We start from the raw sequence: 25,042 nt of genomic DNA on the forward strand, positions 1-25,042 counted from the left end.
CCAGCTGGGCGGGCAGGCGCGCCGCACGCCTGTCCGCGAGGGCAGGCAACAGCGCGTACCGAAGCTCGCATCATAGAGGAAAACCGCAACCGGCTGCATACCGGCGCAGCGCGCGCCGCAAGGTCCGCGGCCGCTACATCTGCTTGAACAGGTAAGCGTACTGCCTGGCCACGGGCAGCGATTCCGGCCGGTCGCGCAAGCGCAGCGATACGCGGCCCAGCGACTGCGTGACCGCGCTGGCCACGCACGCGATATTGACCACCGTGCCGCGGTGGATCTGCCAGAAGCGCTCGGGATCGAGCTGCTGGGTCAGTTCGCGCAGGCTGGTGCGGATCAGAGCTTCACCGCCGGCGGAGACCACGTTGACATACTTGTCGGTGGCTTCCAGGTAGATCACCTCGTCGACCGGGATGATGCGCACCTCCTGCCCGACCAGCGCGCGGATAAAGCGCAGGTAGTTGCCCTGCGGCTCCGGCGCGCCGCGCGTGCCCATGGCCGGGTGTTCCAGCGCCTCGAGGCGATGGAGCAGTTGCGCGAGCTGGCCGTTGTCGATCGGGGCCGTGCTTGGCTCGGCATCCGCCAGGGCCGCCGCCAGGCGGGCCTTCAAGCGCGCGACGGTCGCCTCCAGCCGCTCGTGCTGCACGGGCTTGAGCACGTAGTCGACGGCGGCCCGCTCGAAGGCCTCCAGCGCGAACTGGTCGTAGGCGGTCACGAATACCACCAGCGGCGGCACGTCGAAGTCGACCAGCTCGCGCGCCACGTCCATGCCGCTCATGCCGGGCATGCGGATGTCGAGGAACACGACAGTGGGCTGGTGCTGGCGCGCCGCATCGAGCGCCGACACACCGTCATGGACCACGCCTACGATCCTGGCTTCGGGCCACAGCACCGCCAGCTCGGATTCCAGCACGCGGGCCAGCAAGGGTTCGTCATCGGCAATCAGCAGGGTTGGGGTCATGGCGGAGATCAGGGGGCGTGACCAGCGTCAGCAGGCAGGGTGAGCGGGCATTGGACGGTGCCCGACTCAAAATGGTCAAGGGCGCGGCATGGCCGGCGTTACGCCGGCAGGCGTGGCCGGCACCGCGGCGGGCACTGGCGGCGGCACCGGCAACTCGGTGTGCCGGGTCAGCGGCAGCGTCAGCCGCACCACCACGCCGCGCGGCGTGTTTTCTTCCATCTGCATGCTCGCCGCCGCGCCGAAAATACGCGCCAGCCGTTCACGCACATGGGTCAGGCCCAGTCCCGAGCCCTTGCCCGAGCCATGGCCAAATCCGACGCCGGTATCGGCAATGATGACTTGCACCGCGTCGTCACCGGCCGCGCGCGCCGACAGCGTGATATGGCCGCCGCGCATGCAGGGCTCGATGCCATGCGTCACCGCGTTCTCCACCAGCGGCTGGATCAGCATGGGCGGGATCTCCACGCCGTCCAGCGCGGGCGGCAGGTCGATGTCATAGCCCAGCCGCGTGCCGAAGCGCATGCCCTGGATGTCCAGGTAGCTGCGCAGCAGCTCGAACTCCTGGCGCAGCGTGCACTGTTCCGCGCGCGTATGCAGCAGCGAGGTGCGCAGAAACCCGATCAGCCGCTGCAGCAGCTTGCGCGCCGTGCGCGGGTCGGTAGCGATCAGCCCGTCGAGGTTGGCCAGCGAATTGAACAGGAAATGCGGCTCGATCTGCGCCTGCAGCGCCATCAGCTGGGCGCGCACGAGCTGCTTCTCGGCCTCCTCGCGCTGCAGGGCGTCCAGCGCGGCCTGGCGCTCAAGGTAAGCGAGCTTTTCGCGCGACCAGTAGAAGTAGATCATGCTCGCCGACGCCAGCATGCCCACCACCAGGCACATGCGCAGCATGTCCCCGGTTTCGGCGGAGAGCTTTGGCGGCAAGTCCAGCACCTCGCGCGTGGCCCAGCTGCCCAGGACCACGCCCATGGGCACGGCGGCAGCGGCCAGGATCAGGAATGGCCAGCGCCGCGGGCGTTCATGCCACCAGATCAGCACGCGCGGGATATCGATCAGCAGCCAGATCGACAAGCCGATCAGGTGGCTATAGACGAAGTTGTGCCACAGCGTGCCGCCGGTCTGGAAGCCATAGTTCAGGCTGACGGCAATCACCGTGTTCATGCACAGCACGAACAGCAGGTCGCGTCCAAGCATCGTCAGCCGCGAAGGATGGGCGGTGGAAAGACAGCGGTCCATGGCATTCATGTTAGCGCGGCCTGTGTCGGGTGCAATGCGGGAGGGTCCGGTTGCCGGCGGTCACCGCGCATCGCGGTCACCGGGCAGTCGTCGCGTTTAGCGCCGCAGCGCAAGACGGCGGCCCAGCAGGACCACGCCCGCCACCACCAGCAGCACGGGCCACCAGTCGTGGGCGAACTGCGCGGGCAGCATGCCGCGGTGTTGCAGCAGGAGTACGCCCCCAGCCAGGATCAGGATCAACGGGACGAACACGCCCCGGCCGTTGCGGCCAGCTTTCATGGTCTCTCTCCTTCGTCGATGGCATCGCGCGCAATATCTGTTGCGCTGCGGCATAGACCGGAGAGATGGCTTCCCCGGCATGTGCAGGCACTTTACGACGCTTGTGGGCCAGAAGGAAAGCGTCTTGCGACGAATGGCGGGCGCGCGGCGCGAACCGCGCGGTGGCCGGATGGACTGCGGCGTGCGCAGCAGCCTGCACAGCAGCGGGCCAGTGCCGTGGCCCGTGTGGCGATTGGTGCAGCCTGCGCGGGTCTCAGCCTGCCAGCGCCTGCTGCGTGTCGGCTTCGCCCAGTGCGCTGCTGACGGTGTCGCGCGACAGGTGCGGCGCGAACATATTGATGAAGGCGTGCGCGTAGCCGCGCAGGTAGGCGCCCCGGCGCAACGCCACGCTGGTGGTATTGGAGGCGAACAGGTGGTCCGCCGAAATCCGCACCAGCCCGGTGTCCTTGCGCTCGTCATAGGCCATCGACGCGATGATGCCCACGCCCAGTTCCAGCTCCGCATAGGTCTTGATCACGTCGGCGTCCAGCGCGGTCAGCACGATCTCGGGCTGCAGGCCGGCCTCGGCAAAGGCGCCGTCGATCTTGCGCCGTCCGGTAAAGCCTGCGTCGTACGTGATCAGCGGGAAGCCGGCCACGTCCTCCAGCGTCGGCTCGGGCAGGCGTGTCAGCGGATGGTCCGGCGACACCACCAGCACGTGCTGCCAGGTGTAGGCGTCGAACGAGGTCAGTCCGGACTCGGCGGCCAGCGCCTCGGTCGCAATGCCGATGTCGGCCTGTCCGGTCAGCAGCAGTTCGACGATATGCGTCGGCGACGCTTCCTGCAGCGCCAGCGTGACGTGCGGATAGGTGCGGCGGAACGACTGCACCACCCGGGGCAAGGCGTAGCGCGCCTGCGTGTGGGTCGTGGCCACCGTCAGGCGGCCGGTATGGCGGCCGGCAAATTCATCGCCGGCCTGGCGCAGGTTTTCGGCTTCGAGCAGCAGTCGCTCGACAATGCGCACGATCTCGCGGCCCGGCTCGGTCAGCCCGGTCAGGCGCTTGCCGTAGCGCTCGAAAATCTCCACGCCGAGTTCTTCTTCCAGTTCGCGGATCTGGCGCGATACCCCCGGCTGCGAGGTGTAGAGCGCGTTGGCGACCTCGGTCAGGTTGAACTGGCGGCGCACCGCCTCGCGGATGGATCGGAGTTGCTGGAAGTTCATCGCCCTGCCCCTTGTCGGCTTGTCGCCGCGCCGTTGGCGCGTGCGTTCGATTGTTGTGGTGTCGGCTGGTTGAAGACGCGCAGCTGCCGCGGCCGTACCGCAAGCAGCTCGCCTTCGCGGAAGCCCGCGTGGCGGAAGCGCTCCAGCGGCAGGGCCACCTCGATCACGTCCTGGTTATCCTCGCGCTCGAGTTCAAGCTGGGCCACCGGGCCCAGCGTCAGCGCGCGGCGCAGCGTGACGGCGATGCCGTCAGTGCCCGGTGCGTAGCGTTCGAGATCCAGGTCGTGCGGGCGCACATAGGCCACCGCATCGCCGGCGGTCTCGTGGCCGCTGCCGACCACCGGCAGCACCGCTTCGCCGGTGTGCAGCAGGCCGCCGCTCTCGCCCACTTCCAGGCGTCCGTGGAACAGGTTGACGTTGCCGAGGAAGCCGAACACGAACGGCGTGGCCGGATGGTTGTAGACCGCCTCCGGCGAGCCGAACTGTTCGACGTGGCCACGGTTCATCAGCACGACCTGGTCGGCCACTTCCAGCGCTTCTTCCTGGTCGTGCGTGACGAACACGCTGGTCACGTGCAGTTCGTCATGCAGGCGCCGCAGCCAGCGGCGCAGCTCCTTGCGCACCTTTGCGTCGAGCGCGCCGAACGGTTCGTCGAGCAGGAGCACGCGCGGCTCCACTGCCAGCGCGCGGGCCAGTGCAATACGCTGGCGCTGCCCACCGGACAACTGCGCGGGATAGCGATCCGCCAGCCAGTCGAGCTGCACCAGCGCCAGCAGCGACTTCACCTTCTCGCGGATCTGCGCTTCGCTCGGGCGTTCGGCGCGCGGTTTCACGCGCAGACCGAAGGCCACGTTCTCGAACACGCTCATATGCTTGAACAAGGCATAGTGCTGGAACACGAAACCGACCTGGCGCTGGCGCACGTGCTGCTGTGAAGCATCGCGTCCGGACAGCACGATCTGGCCCGCGTCGGCACGCTCCAGGCCCGCGATGATGCGCAGCAGCGTGGTCTTGCCGCAGCCGGACGGTCCGAGCAGCGCGGTCAGCTCGCCCTCTTCGAAGTCCAGCGAGACATTGTCCAGCGCGACAAAATCGCCAAAGCGCTTCTCTACGTTCTTGACCTGAATGCTCATGATGCCTGTCCTTGCGGTGCGGCCAGCGGGGCTTCCACGGCAGCGTCTTCGTTTTCCTTGCGGGCGCGCAATTCCACCAGCGTCTTGATGCCCAGCGTGACCAGGGCCAGCAGCGTCAGCAGCGATGCCACCGCGAATGCCGCCGCGAAGTTGTACTCGTTGTAGAGGATCTCGACATGCAGCGGCATGGTGTTGGTCAACCCGCGGATATGGCCCGACACCACCGACACCGCGCCGAACTCGCCCATCGCCCGCGCATTGCACAGGATCACGCCGTACAGCAGGCCCCAGCGGATATTGGGCAGCGTGATATGCCGGAACGTCTGCCAGCCCGATGCGCCCAGCACGATGGCCGCCTCTTCCTCTTCGCTGCCCTGCACCTGCATCAGCGGAATCAGCTCGCGCGCCACGAACGGGAAGGTCACGAAAATGGTGGCCAGCACGATGCCCGGCACCGCGAACATGATCTTGATGTCATGCGTCTCCAGCCACGGGCCGAACCAGCCTTGCGCGCCGAACAGCAGCACATAGACCAGGCCCGAGATCACCGGCGACACCGAGAACGGCAGGTCGATCAGCGTGATCAGCAGGTTCTTGCCGGGAAACTCGAACTTGGCGATGGCCCACGCCGCCGCCACGCCGAACACCAGGTTCAGCGGCACCGCGATGGCGGCCACCGTCAGCGTGAGCTGGATCGCGGACCACGCGTCCGGCTCGACCAGCGCTTCCCAGTAGGTCTGCACGCCCTTGCGCAGCGCCTCGTAGAAGACCGAAGCGAGCGGCACGAACAGGAACAGCGTGAGGAACAACACCGCCACGGTGACCAGCGTGTAGCGCACCCACGGCGCTTCGCCGGTGGCGTCAAATTTATGGTGGGCCGTGCCCTGCCGCCCGAGGCGGCCCGAAACTGCGCCGGCCATGTCAGTGTTCCCTGCCCGTGGCGGGCGCTTCGAGTGCCAGGCCATCGCGCGCGCCAGACTGGTGGCGGCGGGTCCAGGCCTGCAGAAGGTTGATCAGCAGCAGCAGCGCGAAGGAAATCACCAGCATCACCACGGCCACCGCGGTGGCGCCCGCATAGTCGTATTGCTCGAGCTTCGAATAGATCATCAGCGGCGCGATTTCCGAGACCATCGGCATGTTGCCGGAGATGAACACCACCGAGCCGTACTCGCCGGTGGCCCGCGCGAACGACAACGCAAAGCCCGTCAACAGCGCCGGCAGGATGGCGGGCAGGATCACGCGCCCGAAGGTCTGCAGCCGCGTGGCGCCGAGGCTGGCCGCAGCCTCTTCCAGTTCCTGCTCGACGTCTTCCAGCACCGGCTGCACCGTGCGCACGACGAACGGCAGCCCGATGAACGTCAGCGCGACCACCACGCCCAGTGGGCTGAAGGCGACCTTGATGCCGAGCGGCTCCAGATAGCGGCCGATCCAGCCATTGCCCGCGAACAGCGCCGTCAGCGCGATACCTGCCACCGCGGTAGGCAGTGCGAACGGCAGGTCCACCAGCGCATCGATCAGGCGCTTGCCGGGAAAGCGGTAGCGCACCAGCACCCACGCCACTGCCAGCCCGAAGACCGTATTGATGATCGCCGCGATCAGCGACGCGCCAAAGCTCAGCTGGTAGGACGCCACCACGCGCGGCGCCGTCACCGTGGTCCAGAAGCCATCCCATGTCATCGTGAACGTTTTCAGGAACACGGCCGACAGCGGGATCAGGACGATCAGCGTCAGGTAGAAGATCGTGAAGCCCAGCGACAGGCCAAAGCCCGGCAGCACCGTGAAGCGCTGGCGGCCGTTGCGTCCCGGCGCACTGCGGGTGGCGCGCGATTCCGGCGCAGCCGGGGGCGGCGTGTCCGCCAGGGAAATGGAGGGTGGCATGTCGTCTCGTCTGTGGTGGGGCCCGCGCAAGGCGGGCCTCACTTATGAAACCGGCGCATAAGGCGCCGGCCTACGAGACAAATTCTGCAGACGCGTCCTTATAAACAGAACGAATCTTTACGAATTTTCTTAGACGAATTAGATATAAGGGACCGTGGAAGCCACTTCTACGCCCGCTTCCCACGGCCCAGCCTGGTCTCCAGTGGCTTCGGCGCTACCCTCGAATGCAATGCGCTGGACCAAAGTTCCGAGCAGGCTCAGTCCTTCGCCCCACTCGCCGAGACCGGAATCCGCATTGATGTGACCCACGCTGCCCGCGTCGACCAGTTCACTGCCCCACAGCGTGCCCCAGCTGAAGGCGGTCCGCTGCGGCATCCATGGGTCATTGCGGCTCGCGACCAGAATGGTCGGGAACGGTAGCCGGTAAGTCGGCAGCAGGTGGGCCACAGCGAACTTGTCCGGATCGGCCGGCGCCACCAGCAATGCGCCGGCAATGCCGACCGGATCCAGAGCCGCCTGCCGCAGCGTAGCCAGGCAGCCGAAGCTGTGCGCGACCAGCACGGCGCCGCGTGCCGCCACGCGCTGTGCGCGCATCACGCCCTCCGACACGCGTTCGGCCCACAGCGGCAGGCTCGGACGCGACCAGTCATGCTGTTCCACGCGCTGCCAGTCGGGAAAGCGCTGCTCCCAGCGGCTCTGCCAGTGGCCGGGGCCGCTGCCATGCAGGCCCGGCACGGTCAGCACCTGCAGATGCCGGGGGATGTCCAGCCGGGGAACCGGCTTGCTGCGATCCGTCATGCCACCTCCTCGCTCAAAGTCCGCGCGTCACGCAAGTTTGCGGGCGTTACCAGGCCACCGGCAAATGCCCCCTGCCCCAGTCCGATGCCGGCCGCTTGCAGGCGCTCCACGCTCAGCGCGTCTTGCAGCCGCCGGCCGATCAGCGTCACGCCTGAACTGGCCGCGCTCGCGCGCAGTCCGGCGAGCTGGCGATCGGTCCAGGTGCGACGCATGTCGAGCTTGAGCCAGTCCGGCACGGCGTGCGCCATCAACGCCCCGGCCTCGGCCGGGTCGGAGGCCTGCAGGCTCACGGCAAAGCCGTTGCGCCGATAGTTGCCCACCACATGCAGCAGCAGCGGCAGGTCATCATTGGCGCTGGCCGGCACCTGGATCACGAAGCGCTCCAGCGGCAACCCGAGCGACTGCAGCGCGCGCCGGAACGCGGCGCCGTGGTCGTCCGCCACCGCGGCCAGCAAGCGGTTGTGCACATTGAGCACGAGCTTGTGCGAACCTTCGGCCGCAAAGTAATTGATCGCATGCAGCAGGCGCGACAGACGGTCCAGCGACACCAGCGTCGTGTCATCGGCCGCCATGGCAAACAGCTTCCACGCGGCCAGGCCCATGCCATCCTCCGCATAGGTATGGACCGCGCCTTCGTGTGCCACGACCTCGCGGTCGGCCAGCGTCACCAGCGGCTCAAACGCGCTGGTCAGCGAACAGTTAAAGAACTGGCCCTGCACCTGGCCGCGCGCATCGCGCCACAGCTGGCGGTCGGCCAGCGGCTGCCGCGGCAGCGTGTCAAGGTAGCGCTCGAGGGCGCTCAACCTGGCTTCGGGTGCATTCGCGCCTGCGATGGCCATGCTTCTGTTTCCTTTCGCGCCTCCCGGCGCCGGTACTCCGTTTGATGTTCACGCTGCGGGCCATGCGCACATGGCCCGCGGCAACTTACAGCTTGGCAATGGATACCTCGGTCGCCTTGACCAGCGCAACGACTTCACTGCCCAGCGTCAGGCCGAGGTCGCGAATCGAGCGCGTGGTGATGACCGAGGTAACGATGCCGGCCGGCGTTTCCACATCCACTTCGGAAACCACCGGGCCTTCGATGATGGCGGCGACCTTGCCGCGAAACTGGTTGCGTACGTTGATGGCCTGAATGCTCATGATAGAAGCTCCTTTCGTGAAGGCGTATGAAGATTGTGTAATGACGATGTGCGGGTTTCGGATGCGTTACACCGCGAAGCGCACCGACTCCACCGTGCGTACCAGCGACCAGTCCGCAGTGGGTTCCTTCTCCACCTGCGCTGCCGAGCCGGCGAACGGGGTGTGCTGCATGACCCGCCGCAGCACACGCTCTTCCAATTGCGCGAACGCTGCCGAACCATGCTGCCGCGGCCTGGCAAGGGCGACGGGTTCATCCATTGCAATGTGGCCGTCCTCGATCAGCACGATGCGGTCCGCCAGCGCCACGGCCTCGGACACATCGTGCGTCACCAGCAGCGCGGTGAAACCGAGCCGGCCCCACAGCGATTCGATCAGTCCCTGCATCTCTATGCGCGTGAGCGCATCCAGTGCGCCGAGCGGTTCGTCGAGCAGCAGCAGGCGCGGGTGATGCACGAGCGCCCGCGCCAGGGCGACACGCTGGCGCTGCCCGCCGGACAGCCGTGCCGGCCATGCATCCGCGCGATCCGCCAGTCCGACCTGCGCCAGCACCGCCGCCGCCTCTTCGCGACGCTCGCGCGGCAGGCCCAGCGCGACGTTTTCCAGCACGCGCTTCCATGGCAGCAGGCGCGAGTCCTGGAACATCACGCGGATGTCCTGCTGCCGCGTGCGCGCCGCTTGCGCATCGAGCGTGATGGCGCCTTCGTCCGTAGCTTCCAGCCCTGCCACGAGCCGCAGCAAGGTGCTCTTGCCGCAGCCGCTGCGCCCGACGATGGCGACGAACTCGCCCGGTGCCGCGCTGAGTTCGATACGGTGCAGCACCTCGCGGCCGTCATAACGCTTGATCACCTGCTGCACGTGCAGCGCCACACCGCCGGCGGGGGCATCAGACTGGCGCGCCCGGCGCACTTCCTTCAGGTTGGCATCGGCATACGCGAGCGCCGCCTGTTCTACCGGATTGCTTTGCATGTCAGTTCTCCTCTGCTTCAGGCGGCTTGATAACCGGGGTGCCAGCGCAGCCAGAAGCGCTCCAGCCCGCGCGACATCACATCGGCCAGCTTGCCGAGCAGCGCATAGAGCAGGATGCCGACCAGCACCACATCGGTCTGCAGGAACTCGCGCGCATTCATGGTCATGTAGCCGATGCCCGACTGCGCCGAGATGGTCTCGGCCACGATCAGGATCACCCACATCAGCCCCAGCGAGAAACGCACGCCAACCAGGATGCTGGGCAGCGCGCCGGGCAGGATCACCTCGCGATAGAGCGACCAGCCCGACAGCCCGTAGCTGCGCGCCATTTCGACCAGCCCCGGATCGACGGAGCGGATGCCGTGGAACGTGTTCAGGTACACCGGGAAGAACACCCCCAGCGCAACCAGGAACAGCTTGGCGGTCTCGTCGATGCCGAACCAGAGGATCACCAGCGGGATCAGCGCCAGCGTCGGGATGTTGCGGATCATCTGCAGCGTGCTGTCGAGCAGCGTGGCGGCGCTGCGGAACGTGCCGGTCAGCAGTCCGAGCAGCAAACCCAGGCCACCGCCCACGGCAAGGCCCACAGCGGCGCGCCACGTGCTGACCCAGACATGGGTCCACAGTTCGCCGGAACGGGCCAGCTCCCACGCAGCCTTCACCACGGCCAACGGCGCGGGCAGCACGCGTGTGGACAGCCAGCCGTACTGCGAGGCGGCCTGCCAGGCGACGATCAGGAGCGCAGGCACTACCCACGGCGCCAGCGTGCGCGCCACGTTGCGCCATTCGCGGCGCGATGCGGTCAGGGAAGCAGACATGGCGATCTCCTCAGCTTTGCGAAGCGCGTGGCACGATGCCGGTCGCCATGACTTCACCGAACGGTCCCGACAGCACCTGCCCCGGCAACTTGCTGCGCACGGAGCGCGGCAGCAGCGGGAACACGAGTTCCGCGAAACGGTAAGCCTCTTCAAGATGCGGATAGCCGGAGAGCACGAAGGTGTCGATGCCCAGTTCCGCGTATTCGCGGATGCGCTCAGCCACCTGCTGCGGATCACCAACAAGCGCGGTGCCCGCGCCACCACGCACCAGCCCTACGCCAGCCCACAAATTCGGACTGATTTCCAGCGCCTCGCGCGTGCGCTTGCTGCCGCCGGCATGCAAGGCGGCCATGCGGCGCTGGCCTTCCGAATCCATCTTCGCGAACACGGCCTGCGCGCGCGCCACGGTGTCGTCGTCGAGGCGGCTAATCAGATCGTCCGCCGCGGCCCAGGCGGCGGCTTCGGTCTCTCGCACGATCACATGCAGCCGGATGCCGAACTTCACCGTGCGGCCGTGGCGTGCCGCGTGCCTGCGCACGTCGGCAAGTTTTTGCGCGACCTCTGGCGGCGGCTCGCCCCAGGTCAGGTAGGTATCGATCTGCTCGCCCGCGAGTTCATGTGCCGCGGCAGACGAGCCGCCGAAGTACACCGGCGGATGCGGCCGTTGCAACGGCGGGTACAGCACGCGCGCGCCCTTCACTTTGAGATGACTTCCTTCAAAGCTGATCTCGCCGCTGTCGTGGCTTGCTGCCAGCACGTCGCGCCAGATGCGGATGAATTCGGCCGAGGCCTCATAGCGCGCGGCGTGATCGAGGAACAAGCCGTCGCCCTCCAGCTCGGCGACATCACCGCCCGTCACCAGGTTGACCAGCAGACGGCCATTCGAAATCCGATCGAACGTGGCGGCCATGCGCGCGGCCAGCGTCGGCGTCATCAGTCCCGGGCGCACGGCCACGAGAAAACGCAGCCGCTGTGTCACGGCAGCCAGCGCAGAAGCCACCACCCACGGATCTTCGCAAGAGCGGCCAGTGGGGATCAGCACGCCTTCATAGCCGAGCGTGTCGGCGGCGACGGCTACCTGCTTCAGGTAATCGATGCCGACCTCGCGCGCCCCTTCGGACGTGCCGAGATAGCGGCTGTCACCGTGGGTCGGGATAAACCAGAAAACTTGCATGTCGGAACCTCGTTATCGTTGTGGCCGCGCCTCTCAGCGCTGCGCCTGCTGCCAGCTTGCGTCGGAGACCTTGATCGGCTTCGGGATCAGCTTGAGCGAATGAAAGACGTCGGCGATGCGTTGCTGCTCGGCGAGCACCTCGGCGTTCACCGGCCGCGCGCCATACGAGAAGCGCGATACGGCCAGTTCCAGCACGGGAGGCTCCAGGCCGACCTCCCTGATCAGAACTGCTGACGCGTCCTTCGGGTTCTTCTCGGCCCACGCACCCAGCGATGCCAGTTCATCGAGCAAGAGCCTTACGATCTCCGGCTTTGCCTCCGCATAGGGGCGCGACGCCAGATAGAACTGATGGTTGCTGACCACGTTCTTGCCATCCGCGCCGCGGCCATCGGCCAGCACGCGCGCGCCGAGCTGCTTTTCGGCGGCCGCCAGGAACGGGTCCCAGATCACCCAGGCGTCGACAGCGCCGCGTTCGAAAGCAGCGCGCGCGTCAGCCGGCGGCAAATAGACCGGCTGGATCTCGTTGTAAGGAATGCCAGCCTTCTCAAGCTGGCGCACGAGCAGGTAATGGACGTTCGACCCCTTGTTCAGCGCCACGCGCTTGCCGCGCAGGTCCGCGACGCTCTTGATGGCGGAGCCTTTGGGCACGACGATGGCTTCGGCGGTCGGCGCCGGCGGCTCGTTGCCGATGTACGCGAGCTGCGCACCGGCCGCCTGCGCGAAGATCGGCGGCGCCTCGCCGACGGTGCCGAAATCGATCGCGCCGACGTTGAGGCCTTCCAGCAGTTGCGGGCCGGCGGGGAACTCGGTCCATTTGACGGTGATGCCCTGCGGCGCAAGGCGCTTCTCGAGCGTGCCGCGCGCCTTCAGCAGCGTCAGCGTGCCGTACTTCTGGTAGCCGATGCGCAGCACCTTGGCATCGACGGTTTTCGACTGGGCCTCGGCGCGGCCCGGCAACAGGCCATAGGCCGCGCCGGTGGCGATCACGAGTGCAGCGATCAGGGCGCGGCGGCGACGCTGGCCCGCGATCAGCGGGTGGCGCGAAGTGGTTGCGGATTCGCCGGCAACCGGCGACAAGGTGGACGATGTCATGGATTCCTTCCTGAGCCGGCACGCGTCCGGCAATTTGTCTGCGTGGATGGTCTTGGCCGGGACGTCGGCCGATGTGTGCAGCAACCCGGGCAACAACCCGCCCTGCCGGCCTGGTGCGCAGGCGGCATGACAATGGGATTGCCGGTGAGGCCGGCCAGCGCTGAGGCGCTAGTGGCCGGAGGGACTACGGATCAGCTCAGGCAGGACATCGCTGCGCCACCGCGGCATGCGCGGCGCGCCGGGCCGGCGGGACCGGCACGAATGCAAGCGGGACGTCGATGCGCGCACGGGCCAGTGCCTCGCGCACGCGCAGCACGCCCTCTTCCAGGCGCAGCGCCAGCGCGGCGTCGAAGCGCGCGGGCTCGCTTCCGTCGATCTCGATCTGCTGGTCCACGGCAAAGATGCCGTGCAGGATATGGCGCGAACCGAGTGCCGACAGCACCGGACGCAAGGCATAGTCGATCGCCAGCGCATGCGCCAGGCTGCCGCCGGTGGCGATCGGCAGCACGACCTTGTCGCGCAGGCCGGTCTGCGGCAATAAATCGAGGAAGGCTTTCAGCAGGCCGCTGTACGCGGCCTTGTAGACCGGCGTGGCCAGCACCACCACTTGCGCCTCGGCGACAGCGCGCGCGGCGGCGGCGATGGCGGGATCGTCGGCGCGGGCTGCCAGCAGAGGGCCGGCGGGCAGTCCGCGCAGGTCAATGTGGCTGGTGCGTTCGCCGGCCGCTTCCAGTTCGCCGCGCAGGTGGGCCAGTAGGTGAGCGGAGCGCGATTGCGCCGAGGGACTGCCGGACAGGGTGAGGATGGACATCGGGGCTTCCTTCTTCGGTTGGCGGGACGGTGCCGGCGGCCCGTCCGTCTCGTGGATTACTTCTTGCCGGGCAGGTAGATCTGGTCGAACGATCCGCCATCGGCAAAGTGGGTCTTCTGCGCCTTCTGCCAGCCGCCGAACACTTCGTCGATCGTGAACAGCTTGACCTTCGGGAAGTTCGCCGCGTACTTGGCGGCGATCTTGGCGGAGATCGGCCGGTAGTAGTTCTTGGCCGCGATCTCCTGGCCTTCGTCGGTGTACAGGAACTGCAGGTAGGCCTCGGCCGCCTTGCGGGTGCCCTTCTTGTCGACCACCTTGTCGACCACGGCAACCGGCGGCTCGGCCAGGATGGACACCGACGGCGCGACGATGTCGAACTTGTCCGGACCCAGTTCCTTGATGGCCAGGATCGCTTCGTTCTCCCAGGCGATCAGCACGTCGCCCAGGCCGCGCTCCACGAACGTGGTGGTGGCGCCGCGCGCGCCCGAATCGAGTACCGGCACGTGCTTGAGCAGCTCGCCGACAAATTCGCGTGCCTTGGCGTCATTGCCGCCCGGCTGGCGCAGCGCATAGCCCCATGCCGCAAGGTAGTTCCAGCGCGCACCGCCCGACGTCTTCGGGTTCGGCGTGATGACCTGCACGCCCGGCTTGACCAGGTCGTTCCAGTCCTTGATGCCCTTGGGGTTGCCCTTGCGCACCAGGAACACGATGGTCGACGTGTAGGGCGAAGCGTTGTGCGGCAGGCGCTTTTGCCAGTCGGACTTGAGCAGGCCCTTCTCGGCAATGGCGTCGATGTCGTAGCCGAGTGCCAGCGTGACCACGTCGGCATCCAGCCCGTCGATCACCGAACGGGCCTGCTTGCCCGAGCCGCCATGCGACTGGCGCACCGTCACGGCGTCGCCGCCCTGCGCCTTCCAGGCCTTGGCGAATGCGGCGTTCACATCCACATACAGCTCGCGCGTCGGATCGTAGGAAACATTGAGCAGTGTGGTTGCCGTCGCCGTCTGCGCGGCGCCGAGGGCGGCCACTGCGGCCAGGCCGATGGCCAGCTTGCGAATCATCTTGTTGCTCCCGTCAGGTGTCGTGAATGGCGCTGGAGCGCCTCATTGGCTGCCCGCCTTGGCGGCTGGGCTTCTGTCAGGAGCAAGACTACCGAGCGGTCTATCTGAACGGAACGAATGCTTTCGTCGAACCTTGCGTGTTTTCCGCATAAGATCGGGCGGAAATATGCACATGCCGGTGCACGGCATGGCGGCCCGAGCCGAAAACCGGACGCCCAAAAGAAAACGCCCGCACCGTGTTGGCGGTGCGGGCTAAGTTTCCATTTGGAAACGGGTAGACAAGTCATGAAGAGCGCCCCCGCATCTCCATGACAGAAAGAATCTTAGCGAGGCTGCGTCGAGTCCGGCTTGACCAAGGTCAAGTGGGCGAATAGTTGTGAAAAAGCGCCCCGAAGGGCGCCTTCTGACTGGATGGCCACTTAATCCAGCGCGCGGCCAAACGTGAACTCGCCGTCCTCGTAGTCCACCGGCACCACATCCTTGGCGGCGAACTTGCCTTCCAGGATGGCGCGCGCCACCGGGTTCTCGATCTGCTGCTGGATCGCCCGCTTGAGCGGACGCGCCCCGAACACCGGGTCGTACCCCGCGCTGGCAATCTTCTCCAGCGCGACCTCGCTGACCTCCAGCGTCATGTCCATGCGGGCCAGGCGGGCCTGCAGGCGTTGCAGCTGGATGCGCGCGATCGACTCGATATTCTTCTGGTCGAGCGCGTGGAACACCACGACCTCGTCGATCCGGTTCAGGAACTCCGGCCGGAAATGCGTGCGCACTTCCTGCCAGACCGCGCCCTTCACCGCCTCCTGCGGCTCGCCCACCATCGACTGGATGATCTGCGAACCGAGGTTGGACGTCATCACGATCACCGTGTTCTTGAAGTCCACCGTGCGGCCCTGGCCGTCGGTCAGGCGGCCGTCGTCCAGCACCTGCAGCAGCACGTTGAAGACGTCCGGATGGGCCTTCTCGACTTCATCGAGCAGCACCACGCTGTACGGCTTGCGGCGCACGGCCTCGGTCAGGTAACCGCCTTCCTCGTAGCCGACATATCCCGGCGGCGCGCCGATCAGGCGGCTCACGCTGTGCTTCTCCATGAACTCGCTCATGTCGATGCGGATCAGGTGCTCTTCCGAATCGAACAGGAACTCGGCCAGGGCCTTGCACAGTTCGGTCTTGCCGACACCGGTCGGTCCCAGGAACAGGAACGAGCCATAGGGCTTGTTCTCGTCCGCCAGGCCCGCGCGCGACCGGCGGATGGCATCGGAGACCAGCCGCACGGCTTCGTCCTGGCCCACCACGCGGTTGTGCAGGCGGTCTTCCATCTTGAGCAGCTTCTCGCGCTCGCCCTGCATCATCTTCGACACCGGAATACCGGTGGCGCGGCTCACCACTTCGGCGATTTCCTCCGCGCCGACCTGCGTGCGCAGCAGCTTGTTAGGCTGCTTCTGCTCGCTCGCCTCGGCGTCGGTCGCGGCCTTGAGCTTGCCTTCCAGGCCGGGCAGCTTGCCGTACTGCAGCTCGGCCACCTTGTCGAGCTTGCCTTCGCGCTGCAGCTTGGCGATCTCGAGCTTGACCTTCTCGATCTCCTCCTTCAGCGCGGCCGTGCCCTGCGCGGCGCCCTTCTCGGCCTTCCAGATTTCGTCGAGGTCGGCGTACTCTTTCTCCAGGCGCGTGATCTCCTGCTCGATCAGGTCCAGGCGCTTGAGCGAGGCTTCGTCGGTCTCTTTCTTGACCGCTTCGCGCTCGATCTTGAGCTGGATGGTGCGGCGCTCGAGCTTGTCCATCGCCTCGGGCTTCGAGTCGATTTCCATCTTGATGCGCGCGGCCGCCTCGTCGATCAGGTCGATCGCCTTGTCGGGCAGGAAGCGGTCGGTGATATAGCGATGCGACAGCTCCGCCGCGGCGACGATAGCCGGGTCGGTAATCTCCACGCCGTGGTGCAGCTCATATTTTTCCTGCAGCCCGCGCAGGATGGCGATGGTGGCTTCCACCGACGGCTCGTCCACCAGCACCTTCTGGAAGCGGCGCTCGAGCGCGGCGTCCTTCTCGATGTACTTGCGGTATTCGTCCAGCGTGGTCGCGCCGATGCAGTGCAGCTCGCCCCGCGCCAGCGCCGGCTTGAGCATATTGCCCGCGTCGATCGCGCCTTCGGCCTTGCCCGCGCCGACCATGGTGTGGATTTCGTCGATGAAGACGATGGTCTGGCCTTCATCCTTGGCGACATCGCTGAGCACGGCCTTCAGGCGTTCCTCGAACTCGCCGCGGTACTTTGCGCCCGCCAGCAGGCCGGCCATGTCGAGCACCAGCACGCGCTTGTTCTTCAGGCTCTCGGGGACTTCGCCGTTGACGATGCGCTGCGCCAGGCCTTCGACGATCGCGGTCTTGCCCACGCCCGGCTCGCCGATCAGCACCGGATTGTTCTTGGTGCGGCGCTGCAGGATCTGGATCGCGCGGCGGATTTCGTCGTCACGGCCGATAACCGGGTCGAGCTTGCCCATGCGGGCGCGCTCGGTGAGGTCGATGGTGTACTTCTTGAGGGCCTCGCGCTGCGTTTCAGCGTCCGCGCTGTTGACGGCATCTCCGCCACGCACGGCCTGGATGGCAGCTTCCAGCGGCTTGCGGTTCAGCCCGTTCTCGCGCGCAAGGCGGCCCGCGTCGCCCTTGTCTTCCGACACGGCGAGCAGGAACAATTCGCTGGCGATGAACTGGTCGCCGCGCTTGATGGCTTCCTTCTCGGCCGCGTTGAGCAGGTTGACGAGGTCGCGACCCACCTGGACCTCGCTCGTGCCCTGCACTTGCGGCAGGCGCTTGATGGCCGTGTCCAGCGCAGTCTGCAGCCCGTTCACGTTCACGCCGGCACGCTGCAGCAGCGCCTTGGCGGCGCCGTCGTTCTGCGCGATCAGCGCGCGCAGCAGGTGCTGCGGTTCGATGTATTGGTTGTCATTGGCCAGTGCCAGGCTTTGCGCATCGGCAAGCGCTTCCTGGAACCGGGTAGTCAGTTTGTCAAGACGCATAGGATTCCCTCTCTCGGTGAGTGTCCTGATGCTAGGGAGTTCGCCCGGCCGGACACTGGATGTCTTACCGAAAGATAAGGCTTCGGCTTGACATTTCAAGACCACGCCGACGCGATTCTGGCACGATAAAAAGTGTCGAAGTCGGTCTACGGTGCGAGCAGGCAGTCCAGTGGCCCAGGCGACGGATACGCCACCGGGGGCGCGGCTCGCCGATCCATCGGCGAGCCCATCCGGATGACGGATTAATCCGGAACCAGTACGGATCCGGTACTGGCGGCGATCTGGTTGCCGGCATCCGGACTTGGCGAGATCGGCGGCACGTTGGCCGGCAGCAGCGTTGGCGCGGTGGTGGTATTGGTTGCGCCGCCGCGGGGAATCGTGCGCACTACCTGCGACGGTGGCAGCGCCTTGCCGGTCGTGAGGTTGTCATAGACCGCATCCAGCGCGCGGTTCAGGTACAGGTGCAGCGGTACGTACCGGTTGCTGTACCCCGACACGGCGCCGATGAAGGCGTCGAAATGCTGGGCGTTCTCGACCTCGATATACGAGAGCTTGCTGGCCGCGCCTTCCTGCTGCCGGTTGAAGCCAAGATACGGCCGCGACGTGTGATTGACGGGCAACAAGCCATCGCTGCGTCCGTGCACGATGAGCGCCGGCTTGCCGCGCAGGTTGCCCGAGCGCTGAATTTCGGACAGGCCGGACTGCAGCGCGAGCGCCTGGGAACCGGTACCGGTCAGCAGGTCTCGCAGGCACTTGGCGCCGTCGAAGTTGGCATCGGCACGGTTGCTCGAGGCCGACACCGACTGGCCATTCAGGAACGGGCCATGCTGCGGGTCGCGGTCATTGATCAGCTGCACCGTACTGGTCGGCGGCACGCCGTTGCCGGTCGAAAACATCGACGCCAGCACCGCAGGCGCAATCGCCGCCGGCTTGAAGTCCGCCAGCGTGGCGGCGAAGCTGTAGCCGCACAGCCGGTCCGTCACGCTGGCCCTGGCGTACGAATTGGCATAGGTCACGGCAATCGAGGCCGCCGTGTCGAAGAGGGACAGCGACGGATGCAGCGCATCCGATTCCGGCTCCCAGCCAGAATCATGCAGAGTCTGCAGCGCGCTTGCCGCCTGGTCGCTGACCGTGGTGCCTGAAATCAAGTTGTTGTCGACCAGCGACTGGCACCGCGAGATGTAGAACTGGTTGGTGGCAAAAGCAGGCGCGTTCACCAGCGAGGTCGCCTGCGACGCGCAGAGCTGCAGCAGGTTGGCCGTGGTGATGTAGTCGTACAGCAGTCGCCCCGATGCATTGACCTGCTTGCCGCCACGCTTGACCAGGATGTTGGCGTTCGGCGGCAGGTTCAGGTTGGGCTCGGCCACGGCCACGCCGTCGATCATGCCGGTGGTGTCCTGCTCGGCTGCCGCGATCGCCGCCCCGCCACCGTTAGAGACGCTGGAGGCGATCACCAGGATCGCGTTCTTGCTCAGGGTGCGCTGGCGCACGCCGTTCCCGGCCACCCGCCCGAAGCGGTCATTGATCGCCCAGATGCCGAAATCGATCGCCTGCAAGGTGAACTTGCCCCAGTCCTTTTCCGGGTTGCGCTGCGAATGGGCGTGCTTGAACGCCTGGCGATGCGGCGCCTGCGTCGTGAAATCCGCCAATGACAGGATGCCCGGCCGCGCTGCAAACTGGGCGTTGCTGCCGGCGGCGCTGCGCGTGGCGCGCGTGCCGTCGATCTGCGGCACGGTGTCGGTGTCCAGGTCGTGCGGCGCGGCGCCGGTGCCCTTGTCGGTGTAGGCCACCGCGCAGCCGCGCTTCAGGCCCCACTCGCCCACGGAAATCGCGCCATACACGCCGCGCGAGCCCGACGAAGTCGCGGTAATCATGCAAGGCTTGCTCAGATTGAACGTGTTCGGGATCTGCACCAGCATCGTCACGTTCTCCTGTCCGCTGCCGTCGTCGGAGAAGGCCAGGTATTCGACCCCGGCGATCCTGCCCTGCCCGGTCGTGACATTGCCCTGCGCATCGACGTTGGGCCCGTAGAACGTACCGAAGCCCCCGCCGGCGGTGGTGTCCACGATCGCACGGTAGTTGGTGTAGATCGCGTAGCGGCGCAACTCGGCCGCGGTCGGCGTGTTCGGATTGGCCGGCACCGGCGCCGTGGCGCTGGCCAGCCCGTCCTTGCCAAGACCGGCGGTCAGCAGGTCGTCTGTGACGCCGTCATAAGCCTTGATCGTCACCGTGCCGATATTGGCCGGCTTGATATTGGGATTGGTGTTGCCGTCGTTGCTGTCGCTGCCGCCACAGGCCGTGGCCAGCAATGCCGCGACCGCAGCAAACGCCATCTTGCCGCGGCGATGAAAATTGTCATGCTGCATGGGACCCTCCTGGTTTGCTGACTATCCGCTCATGCCGAGAAGACTTCCGAACTGCAAACTGCCGGGCCACCCGCCGCCTGCCCGGGTCCGGGAAGCGTGCGCGCAGCTTGTGTTGTTCGACCTTGCCGGTCGGCGCGCGTGGTTCAGGGCGCGGCTGCATCCCGAGTCAAAGCATCCGCTGCCAGCAACACATCGGTCATGGTAGCGAATATGGCCGACGGCACTGTGCAGACTGTGCGGAAGACCACGGTAAGACGGCCTTCACCGCGCCTGCAAGCCGTGCGTGATCATGTCGAAGGCGGCATCGACCACCTTGTCCATCGAGGCCGGCCGCTTCCACAGTGCGTAGCGCATGCCAAGGAAATTGCTGATGCCGATCAGGCACCAGGCGCGCACCTCGGCATCGCCGGGGCACACCTCGCCCTGCTCGGCCGCGCGGGTCAGGCGCCGGCTGTACAGGTCCGCAAAGACCTGGAAGTAGCCGCTATAGATGGTCTCGTCCACCGAATACGAGTCGAGCACGATCCGGTAGAGATTCTTGTGTCGGGAAACAAAGGAGAGGAATGCCTTCAGGCCGAGCCGTTCGGCGTCCAGCTGGCTGGTGGCCGGTGCCACGTGGTTGCGCAGGTGGGCGCGCAACAACTCGAGCATGTGGTGGACCAGCGCGCGGAAGATGTCTTCCTTGTCCTTGAAGTACAGGTAGAAGGTACCCATGGCGACCTTGGCTTCCTGCGTGATCTCGGAAATCGATGCAACGTAGTAGCCCTTCTCGCCGAACACCTTTTCGGCGGCACGCAGCAGGGCTTCGCGGGTCTTTTGCCCGCGCGCGGTCTTGGGCGGGCAGATGCCGGAGTCAGTCCTGCCGGATTCGGTCTGGGACATCGTGTCTCCACTGTGGCGCTCGGGCGCCCTCTGTGTGTGATACCAGCGTCCCGCGACCTGCCCGCCGTCCGGCCTCCTGCCCCGTGCGGCACCGCGAAACATGAGGGCTGATTCATGTTTCATCGTATAGACGGCCAGCGGCCGATGTCAATGCATGGCTTTCCCGTACCATGCGGCACCCTTGCCGCGTCCGCCTGCGGTCAGGCCAGCAAGCGGTAAGTCCACAAACCCAGCCCGGCCAGTAGCAGCGAGCCACCCAGATGGGTGACCACATGCAGCAGCGCCCAGCCGTAGTCGCCGGACATCAGGTTGGCCAGCGCCTCGCTGGAAAACGTGGAAAACGTGGTCAGGCCGCCAAGGAAGCCCGTAATGGCCAGAAGGCGCCATTCGGGCGGCAGCCCGGGATGGGAATCAAAGAAGCCGACGGCCACGCCGATCAGGTAGCCGCCGAGCAGGTTCGCGGCCAGGGTGCCGTAGGGCAAGGCGGGATTGAGGGCGTTCCAGATGACCGAGAACCCCCAGCGCAGCCATGCGCCGATCGCCGCGCCAATGCCGACCGCCACGAACCCCAGCGGGCCCATCAGTTGCCGCCGTCGCTGCCGGCCTCCGCGCCGCTGGCGTTGATGGACGGTATCCCCCAACGCTTCAGGGCCGCCTCGTCGGTCACGCGGGCATCGACCCAGCGCGCGCCTTCCGGCGTTTCTTCCTTTTTCCAGAACGGTGCTTCGGACTTGAGGTAGTCCATGATGAATTCGCAAGCCGCGAATGCGTTGCCGCGGTGCGCGGAGGCCACGGCCACCATCACGATCTGGTCGAGCGGCAGCAGCGGCCCGACGCGGTGGATGATGGTCACGCCCAGCAGTTCCCAACGCGCGCAGGCGGCGGCCTCGATCTGCGCCAACGCCTTCTCGGTCATGCCCGGATAGTGCTCGAGCTCCATCGCGCTGACCGCGCTGCCCTCGCTCACATCGCGCACGGTGCCGATGAAACTCGCCACCGCCCCAACGCCGGGCCGGCCGGCCCGCAGCGCCGCGACTTCCGCGCCGAGATCGAAATCTTCACGCTGTACCCTGACGCTCATATCAGCCTCCGGTTACCGGCGGGAAAAAGGCCACTTCGCAGCCGTCGGCAATGGCCGTATCGGCTCTGGCCACGGCGTGGTCGACGGCCATGCGCAATGCGCGGCCTTCGGCCAGGGTCTCGGCCCAGGCCCCGCCGCGCGTGCGCAGCCACTGGCGCAACTCGCCCACCGTGCGCACGTCGCCCGGGATTTCCGCGCGCTCCTCGGCCACGCCGAGTTGTTCACGCACACTGGCAAAAAAACGTAGTTCGATGTTCATCGCGACTTCTTGCACCGTCCGCAGTGCCGGCTATGCCAGCAAGCCGTCGAACGGAATGAACTGCACGGTATCGCCGTGCGCGATCGCCCGGTCGGGCGGGTTGTCGATCAGGCCGTCGCCCCACACCGTGGAGGTCAGCACGCCCGAGCTTTGGTTCGGGAACAGGTCCAGGCCGCCATTGGCATTGATGCGCGCACGCAGGAACTCGTTGCGGCGGTCGCCCTTCTTCAACTCGAAGTCCGCGCGCAGCGGCAGGCGCCGCGGCGTCACGTCGGCCACGCCCTGCAGGCGCAGGATAAACGGCCGCACAAATAGCAGGAAGGTGACGAAGCTCGATACCGGGTTGCCCGGCAGGCCGAGGAAAAACGCCGGATCGCTGCCGTCGTTGCTGACCTGCCCGAACGCCAGCGGCTTGCCCGGCTTGATGGCGATCTGCCACATGTCGAGGCGCCCTTCGGCTTCCACCGCGGGCTTGATGTGGTCTTCGTCGCCGACCGAGACGCCGCCCGACGTAATGATCAGGTCATGGCCCTGCGCGGCCTTGCGCAGCGTCTCGCGGGTAGCGGCCAGCGTGTCCGGCACGATGCCCAGGTCGCTGACTTCACAGCCCAGGTTTTCCAGCAGGCCACGCAGCGTGAAGCGGTTCGAGTTGTAGATGGCCCCGGGCTTGAGCGGCTCGCCCGGCATGGCCAGCTCATCGCCCGTGAAGAACACCCCGACGCGCACGCGCCGCACCACGTCCAGCCGCGCCTGGCCCACCGAGGCGGCCAGGCCCAGCGCCTGCGGCGTAAGCCGCGTGCCCGCAGGCAGGATCACGCTGCCGGCCTCGATATCCTCGCCGGCCCTGCGGATCCATTCGCCCGATTGCGGCACGTGGTTGACGATCACGTCGTTGCCATCCGCCACGCACTGCTCCTGCATCACCACGGCATCGGCGCCGGGCGGGATCAGCCCGCCGGTGAAGATGCGCGCGGCGGTGCCGGGCGCCAGTTCGGTGCCGACATGGCCGGCCGGAATGCGCTGCGACACCGGCAGGCGCGTGCCCGCGGCCGGCACATCGGCGGCGCGCATCACGTAGCCGTCCATCGACGTGTTGTCGGCGGGGGGCACCTGCAGGGAACTGGTGACCGGAGCAGCCAGCACGCGGCCGTTGGCGGCCAGGGTGTCGACGGTTTCGACCTGAGCCAGCGGACGGGCGGCGGCCAGCAGAGCGTCGAGCGCCTGGGCCATGGTCAGCATCGGGGGGCGGGAAGACGCTGCAGCTTGGGTCATGATGGGATGTGTGGGTTCGGAGCGCCCATGAAAAACGGCCCGCGCATTGCGCCGCACAGCGTCCATCGACGGGTGCGGGCAATCCGGGGGCCGGGTCTGGGCCACGGCTAGCCTGATTGTAGCGAGTTGGCGCCGCCAAGGCATGCGGCGGCGCCGCAGCCACCCGGAGGCGCCCGCGCTTACAGGCCGGTGTGACCGGCGATGAAGGCCTTGATCTGGCCGACGTCGTTGGCCATCACCTCGAAGCGCTGCGGCAGCTTCTCGATGCCTTCGAAGGCAGCAGGACGCTCCGGCTCATGGCCCAGGGCCTCGCGGATGGTGTCCGCGAACTTGGCCGGCAGCGCGGTTTCCAGCACCACCATCGGCACGCCGGCGCTGAGATGCTCGCGCGCCACCTTGATGCCGTCGGCGGTGTGGGTATCGATCGTGATGCCATAGCGCGCCGACAGGTCGCGGATGGTCGCCACGCGGTCGTCGTGCGTGCTGCGGCCCGAGGCAAAGCCGAACTCGCCGCGGATGCGCTCGAATTCCGGCGTACCCGACAGGTCGAAGCCGCCCTTCTCTTCCACGTCGCGGAACAGCGCGTTCAGCTTGCCGGCGTCCTGGCCGAGCAGGTCGAAGATGAAGCGCTCGAAGTTCGATGCCTTCGAGATATCCATGCTCGGGCTGGACGTATGGTAGGTCTCGGCCGACTTGCGCACGCGGTAGGCGCCGGTGCGGAAGAACTCGTCGAGCACGTCGTTCTCGTTGGTGGCCACCACCAGCTTGTCGATCGGCAGTCCCATCATGCGCGCGATATGGCCGGCGCAGACGTTGCCGAAGTTGCCCGACGGCACGCAGAACGACACCTTCTGGCCCGGGCCCGAGGTCGCGAGCAGCCAGCCCTTGAAGTAGTACACCACCTGAGCCACTACACGCGCCCAGTTGATCGAGTTGACCGTGCCGATGCGCTGGCGCGCCTTGTAGTCGAGATCGTTCGAGACCGCCTTGACGATATCCTGGCAGTCGTCGAACACGCCTTCCACCGCCAGGTTGAAGATGTTCGGGTCCTGCAGGCTGAACATCTGCGCGGTCTGGAACGCGCTCATCTTGCGGTGCGGGCTCAGCATGAACACGCGGATGCCGCGCTTGCCGCGCATCGCGTACTCGGCGGCGCTGCCGGTGTCGCCCGAGGTAGCGCCGAGGATGTTCAGCTCCAGCCCGGCGCGGCCCAGCGCGTACTCGAACATATTGCCCAGCAGCTGCATGGCCATGTCCTTGAAGGCCAGCGTCGGGCCGTTGGACAGGCCCAGCAGTTGCAGCTTGGTGCCGCCTTCTTCGCCGAGCGTGCGCAGCGGCGTGATGTCGGCGGTGTTGTCGCCGGCGCGGGCGTTGCGGTAGACCTCGGCGGTGTAGGTCTTGCGCGTCAGCGCGCGCAGATCCTCGGCCGGGATGTCATCGCAGAACTTGCTCAGGATCTCGAAGGCCAGGTCGGCATACGAGAGCTTGCGCCAGGCTTCCAGCTCGTCGGCGGTGACCTGCGGATACTGCACCGGCAGGTACAGGCCGCCGTCCGGCGCCAGGCCGCCCAGCAGGATTTCGGAGAACGTTTGCGGCACTTCATGGCCGCGGGTCGACTGGTATCTCATGGGT

The 25,042-nt window shown here is 66.7% G+C and carries 24 protein-coding genes; all 24 read right to left on the reverse strand.

From position 1 onward, the window contains the following. Window positions 1-133: 133 nt before the first annotated feature. Window positions 134-958 carry a LytR/AlgR family response regulator transcription factor gene (locus ACIGJB_RS09530; RefSeq protein ID WP_483729627.1) on the reverse strand — a complete coding sequence of 275 codons (825 nt, stop codon included), beginning with the start codon at window positions 956-958 and terminating at the stop codon, window positions 134-136. Window positions 959-1,033: 75 nt separating this feature from the next. Continuing rightward, window positions 1,034-2,200, reverse strand: coding sequence for a sensor histidine kinase (locus ACIGJB_RS09535; protein ID WP_483729628.1), 1,167 nt, complete (start codon window positions 2,198-2,200; stop codon window positions 1,034-1,036). Between the two features lie 87 nt (window positions 2,201-2,287). Then, the gene (locus ACIGJB_RS09540; RefSeq protein WP_483729629.1) at window positions 2,288-2,470 is read right to left on the reverse strand and encodes a LiaI-LiaF-like domain-containing protein; all 183 of its coding nucleotides are present in this window, start codon (window positions 2,468-2,470) and stop codon (window positions 2,288-2,290) included. A gap of 253 nt (window positions 2,471-2,723) precedes the next feature. After that, on the reverse strand, window positions 2,724-3,671 hold the full coding sequence (locus ACIGJB_RS09545) for a CysB family HTH-type transcriptional regulator (RefSeq protein WP_483729630.1): 948 nt from the start codon (window positions 3,669-3,671) through the stop codon (window positions 2,724-2,726). Next, a complete protein-coding gene (locus ACIGJB_RS09550; RefSeq protein ID WP_483729631.1) occupies window positions 3,668-4,804 on the reverse strand; it encodes a sulfate/molybdate ABC transporter ATP-binding protein in 1,137 nt (378 codons plus the stop codon). Before ACIGJB_RS09550 ends, ACIGJB_RS09545 begins: the two co-directional genes overlap by 4 nt. Continuing rightward, entirely contained in the window at window positions 4,801-5,724 is a 924-nt protein-coding gene (cysW, locus tag ACIGJB_RS09555) for a sulfate ABC transporter permease subunit CysW (protein ID WP_483729632.1), read from the reverse strand. The genes ACIGJB_RS09550 and cysW overlap by 4 nt, the downstream gene beginning before the upstream one ends. 1 nt (window position 5,725) lies before the next feature. After that, window positions 5,726-6,682, reverse strand: coding sequence for a sulfate ABC transporter permease subunit CysT (cysT, locus tag ACIGJB_RS09560; RefSeq protein WP_483729633.1), 957 nt, complete (start codon window positions 6,680-6,682; stop codon window positions 5,726-5,728). Between the two features lie 138 nt (window positions 6,683-6,820). Then, window positions 6,821-7,480, reverse strand: a complete 660-nt coding sequence (locus ACIGJB_RS09565) for an RBBP9/YdeN family alpha/beta hydrolase (RefSeq protein ID WP_483729634.1) — start codon at window positions 7,478-7,480, stop codon at window positions 6,821-6,823. Then, window positions 7,477-8,319: an EAL domain-containing protein gene (locus tag ACIGJB_RS09570; protein ID WP_483729635.1), complete on the reverse strand. Its 843-nt coding sequence runs from the start codon at window positions 8,317-8,319 to the stop codon at window positions 7,477-7,479. The genes ACIGJB_RS09565 and ACIGJB_RS09570 overlap by 4 nt, the downstream gene beginning before the upstream one ends. Window positions 8,320-8,404: 85 nt before the next feature. Then, a complete protein-coding gene (locus ACIGJB_RS09575) occupies window positions 8,405-8,620 on the reverse strand; it encodes a TOBE domain-containing protein (protein WP_011298135.1) in 216 nt (71 codons plus the stop codon). Window positions 8,621-8,686: 66 nt separating this feature from the next. Continuing rightward, the gene (locus ACIGJB_RS09580; protein ID WP_483729636.1) at window positions 8,687-9,586 is read right to left on the reverse strand and encodes an ATP-binding cassette domain-containing protein; all 900 of its coding nucleotides are present in this window, start codon (window positions 9,584-9,586) and stop codon (window positions 8,687-8,689) included. A 17-nt stretch (window positions 9,587-9,603) separates the two neighbouring features. Then, a complete protein-coding gene (gene ssuC / locus ACIGJB_RS09585; protein WP_483729637.1) occupies window positions 9,604-10,404 on the reverse strand; it encodes an aliphatic sulfonate ABC transporter permease SsuC in 801 nt (266 codons plus the stop codon). Between the two features lie 10 nt (window positions 10,405-10,414). Continuing rightward, window positions 10,415-11,578, reverse strand: coding sequence for an FMNH2-dependent alkanesulfonate monooxygenase (ssuD, locus tag ACIGJB_RS09590; protein ID WP_483729638.1), 1,164 nt, complete (start codon window positions 11,576-11,578; stop codon window positions 10,415-10,417). Window positions 11,579-11,611: 33 nt separating this feature from the next. Next, entirely contained in the window at window positions 11,612-12,670 is a 1,059-nt protein-coding gene (locus ACIGJB_RS09595) for a sulfonate ABC transporter substrate-binding protein (RefSeq protein WP_483729639.1), read from the reverse strand. Between the two features lie 196 nt (window positions 12,671-12,866). Beyond that, window positions 12,867-13,481, reverse strand: coding sequence for an NADPH-dependent FMN reductase (ssuE, locus tag ACIGJB_RS09600; RefSeq protein WP_483729640.1), 615 nt, complete (start codon window positions 13,479-13,481; stop codon window positions 12,867-12,869). 56 nt (window positions 13,482-13,537) lie between these two features. Beyond that, complete coding sequence (locus ACIGJB_RS09605; RefSeq protein ID WP_483729641.1) at window positions 13,538-14,542, reverse strand: sulfate ABC transporter substrate-binding protein; 1,005 nt, start codon at window positions 14,540-14,542, stop codon at window positions 13,538-13,540. A gap of 419 nt (window positions 14,543-14,961) precedes the next feature. Continuing rightward, complete coding sequence (gene clpB, locus ACIGJB_RS09610; protein WP_483729642.1) at window positions 14,962-17,550, reverse strand: ATP-dependent chaperone ClpB; 2,589 nt, start codon at window positions 17,548-17,550, stop codon at window positions 14,962-14,964. 242 nt (window positions 17,551-17,792) lie between these two features. Further along, window positions 17,793-19,916 (reverse strand): D-(-)-3-hydroxybutyrate oligomer hydrolase, encoded by a 2,124-nt coding sequence (locus tag ACIGJB_RS09615; RefSeq protein ID WP_483729643.1) that lies wholly within the window; start codon window positions 19,914-19,916, stop codon window positions 17,793-17,795. Between the two features lie 261 nt (window positions 19,917-20,177). Then, on the reverse strand, window positions 20,178-20,798 hold the full coding sequence (locus tag ACIGJB_RS09620) for a TetR/AcrR family transcriptional regulator (protein ID WP_483729644.1): 621 nt from the start codon (window positions 20,796-20,798) through the stop codon (window positions 20,178-20,180). Between the two features lie 200 nt (window positions 20,799-20,998). Further along, window positions 20,999-21,379 (reverse strand): fluoride efflux transporter CrcB, encoded by a 381-nt coding sequence (gene crcB / locus ACIGJB_RS09625; protein WP_483729645.1) that lies wholly within the window; start codon window positions 21,377-21,379, stop codon window positions 20,999-21,001. Continuing rightward, window positions 21,379-21,879 (reverse strand): molybdopterin synthase catalytic subunit MoaE, encoded by a 501-nt coding sequence (moaE, locus tag ACIGJB_RS09630; RefSeq protein WP_483729646.1) that lies wholly within the window; start codon window positions 21,877-21,879, stop codon window positions 21,379-21,381. The genes crcB and moaE overlap by 1 nt, the downstream gene beginning before the upstream one ends. 1 nt (window position 21,880) lies before the next feature. Continuing rightward, window positions 21,881-22,138, reverse strand: coding sequence for a molybdopterin converting factor subunit 1 (gene moaD, locus ACIGJB_RS09635; protein WP_483729647.1), 258 nt, complete (start codon window positions 22,136-22,138; stop codon window positions 21,881-21,883). Window positions 22,139-22,168: 30 nt separating this feature from the next. Then, a complete protein-coding gene (locus ACIGJB_RS09640) occupies window positions 22,169-23,410 on the reverse strand; it encodes a molybdopterin molybdotransferase MoeA (RefSeq protein WP_483729648.1) in 1,242 nt (413 codons plus the stop codon). 179 nt (window positions 23,411-23,589) lie between these two features. Further along, complete coding sequence (gene thrC, locus ACIGJB_RS09645) at window positions 23,590-25,038, reverse strand: threonine synthase (RefSeq protein WP_483729649.1); 1,449 nt, start codon at window positions 25,036-25,038, stop codon at window positions 23,590-23,592. Window positions 25,039-25,042 lie beyond the last annotated feature (4 nt).

The sequence above is a fragment of the Cupriavidus sp. C2SS-8b genome (assembly GCF_057073745.1).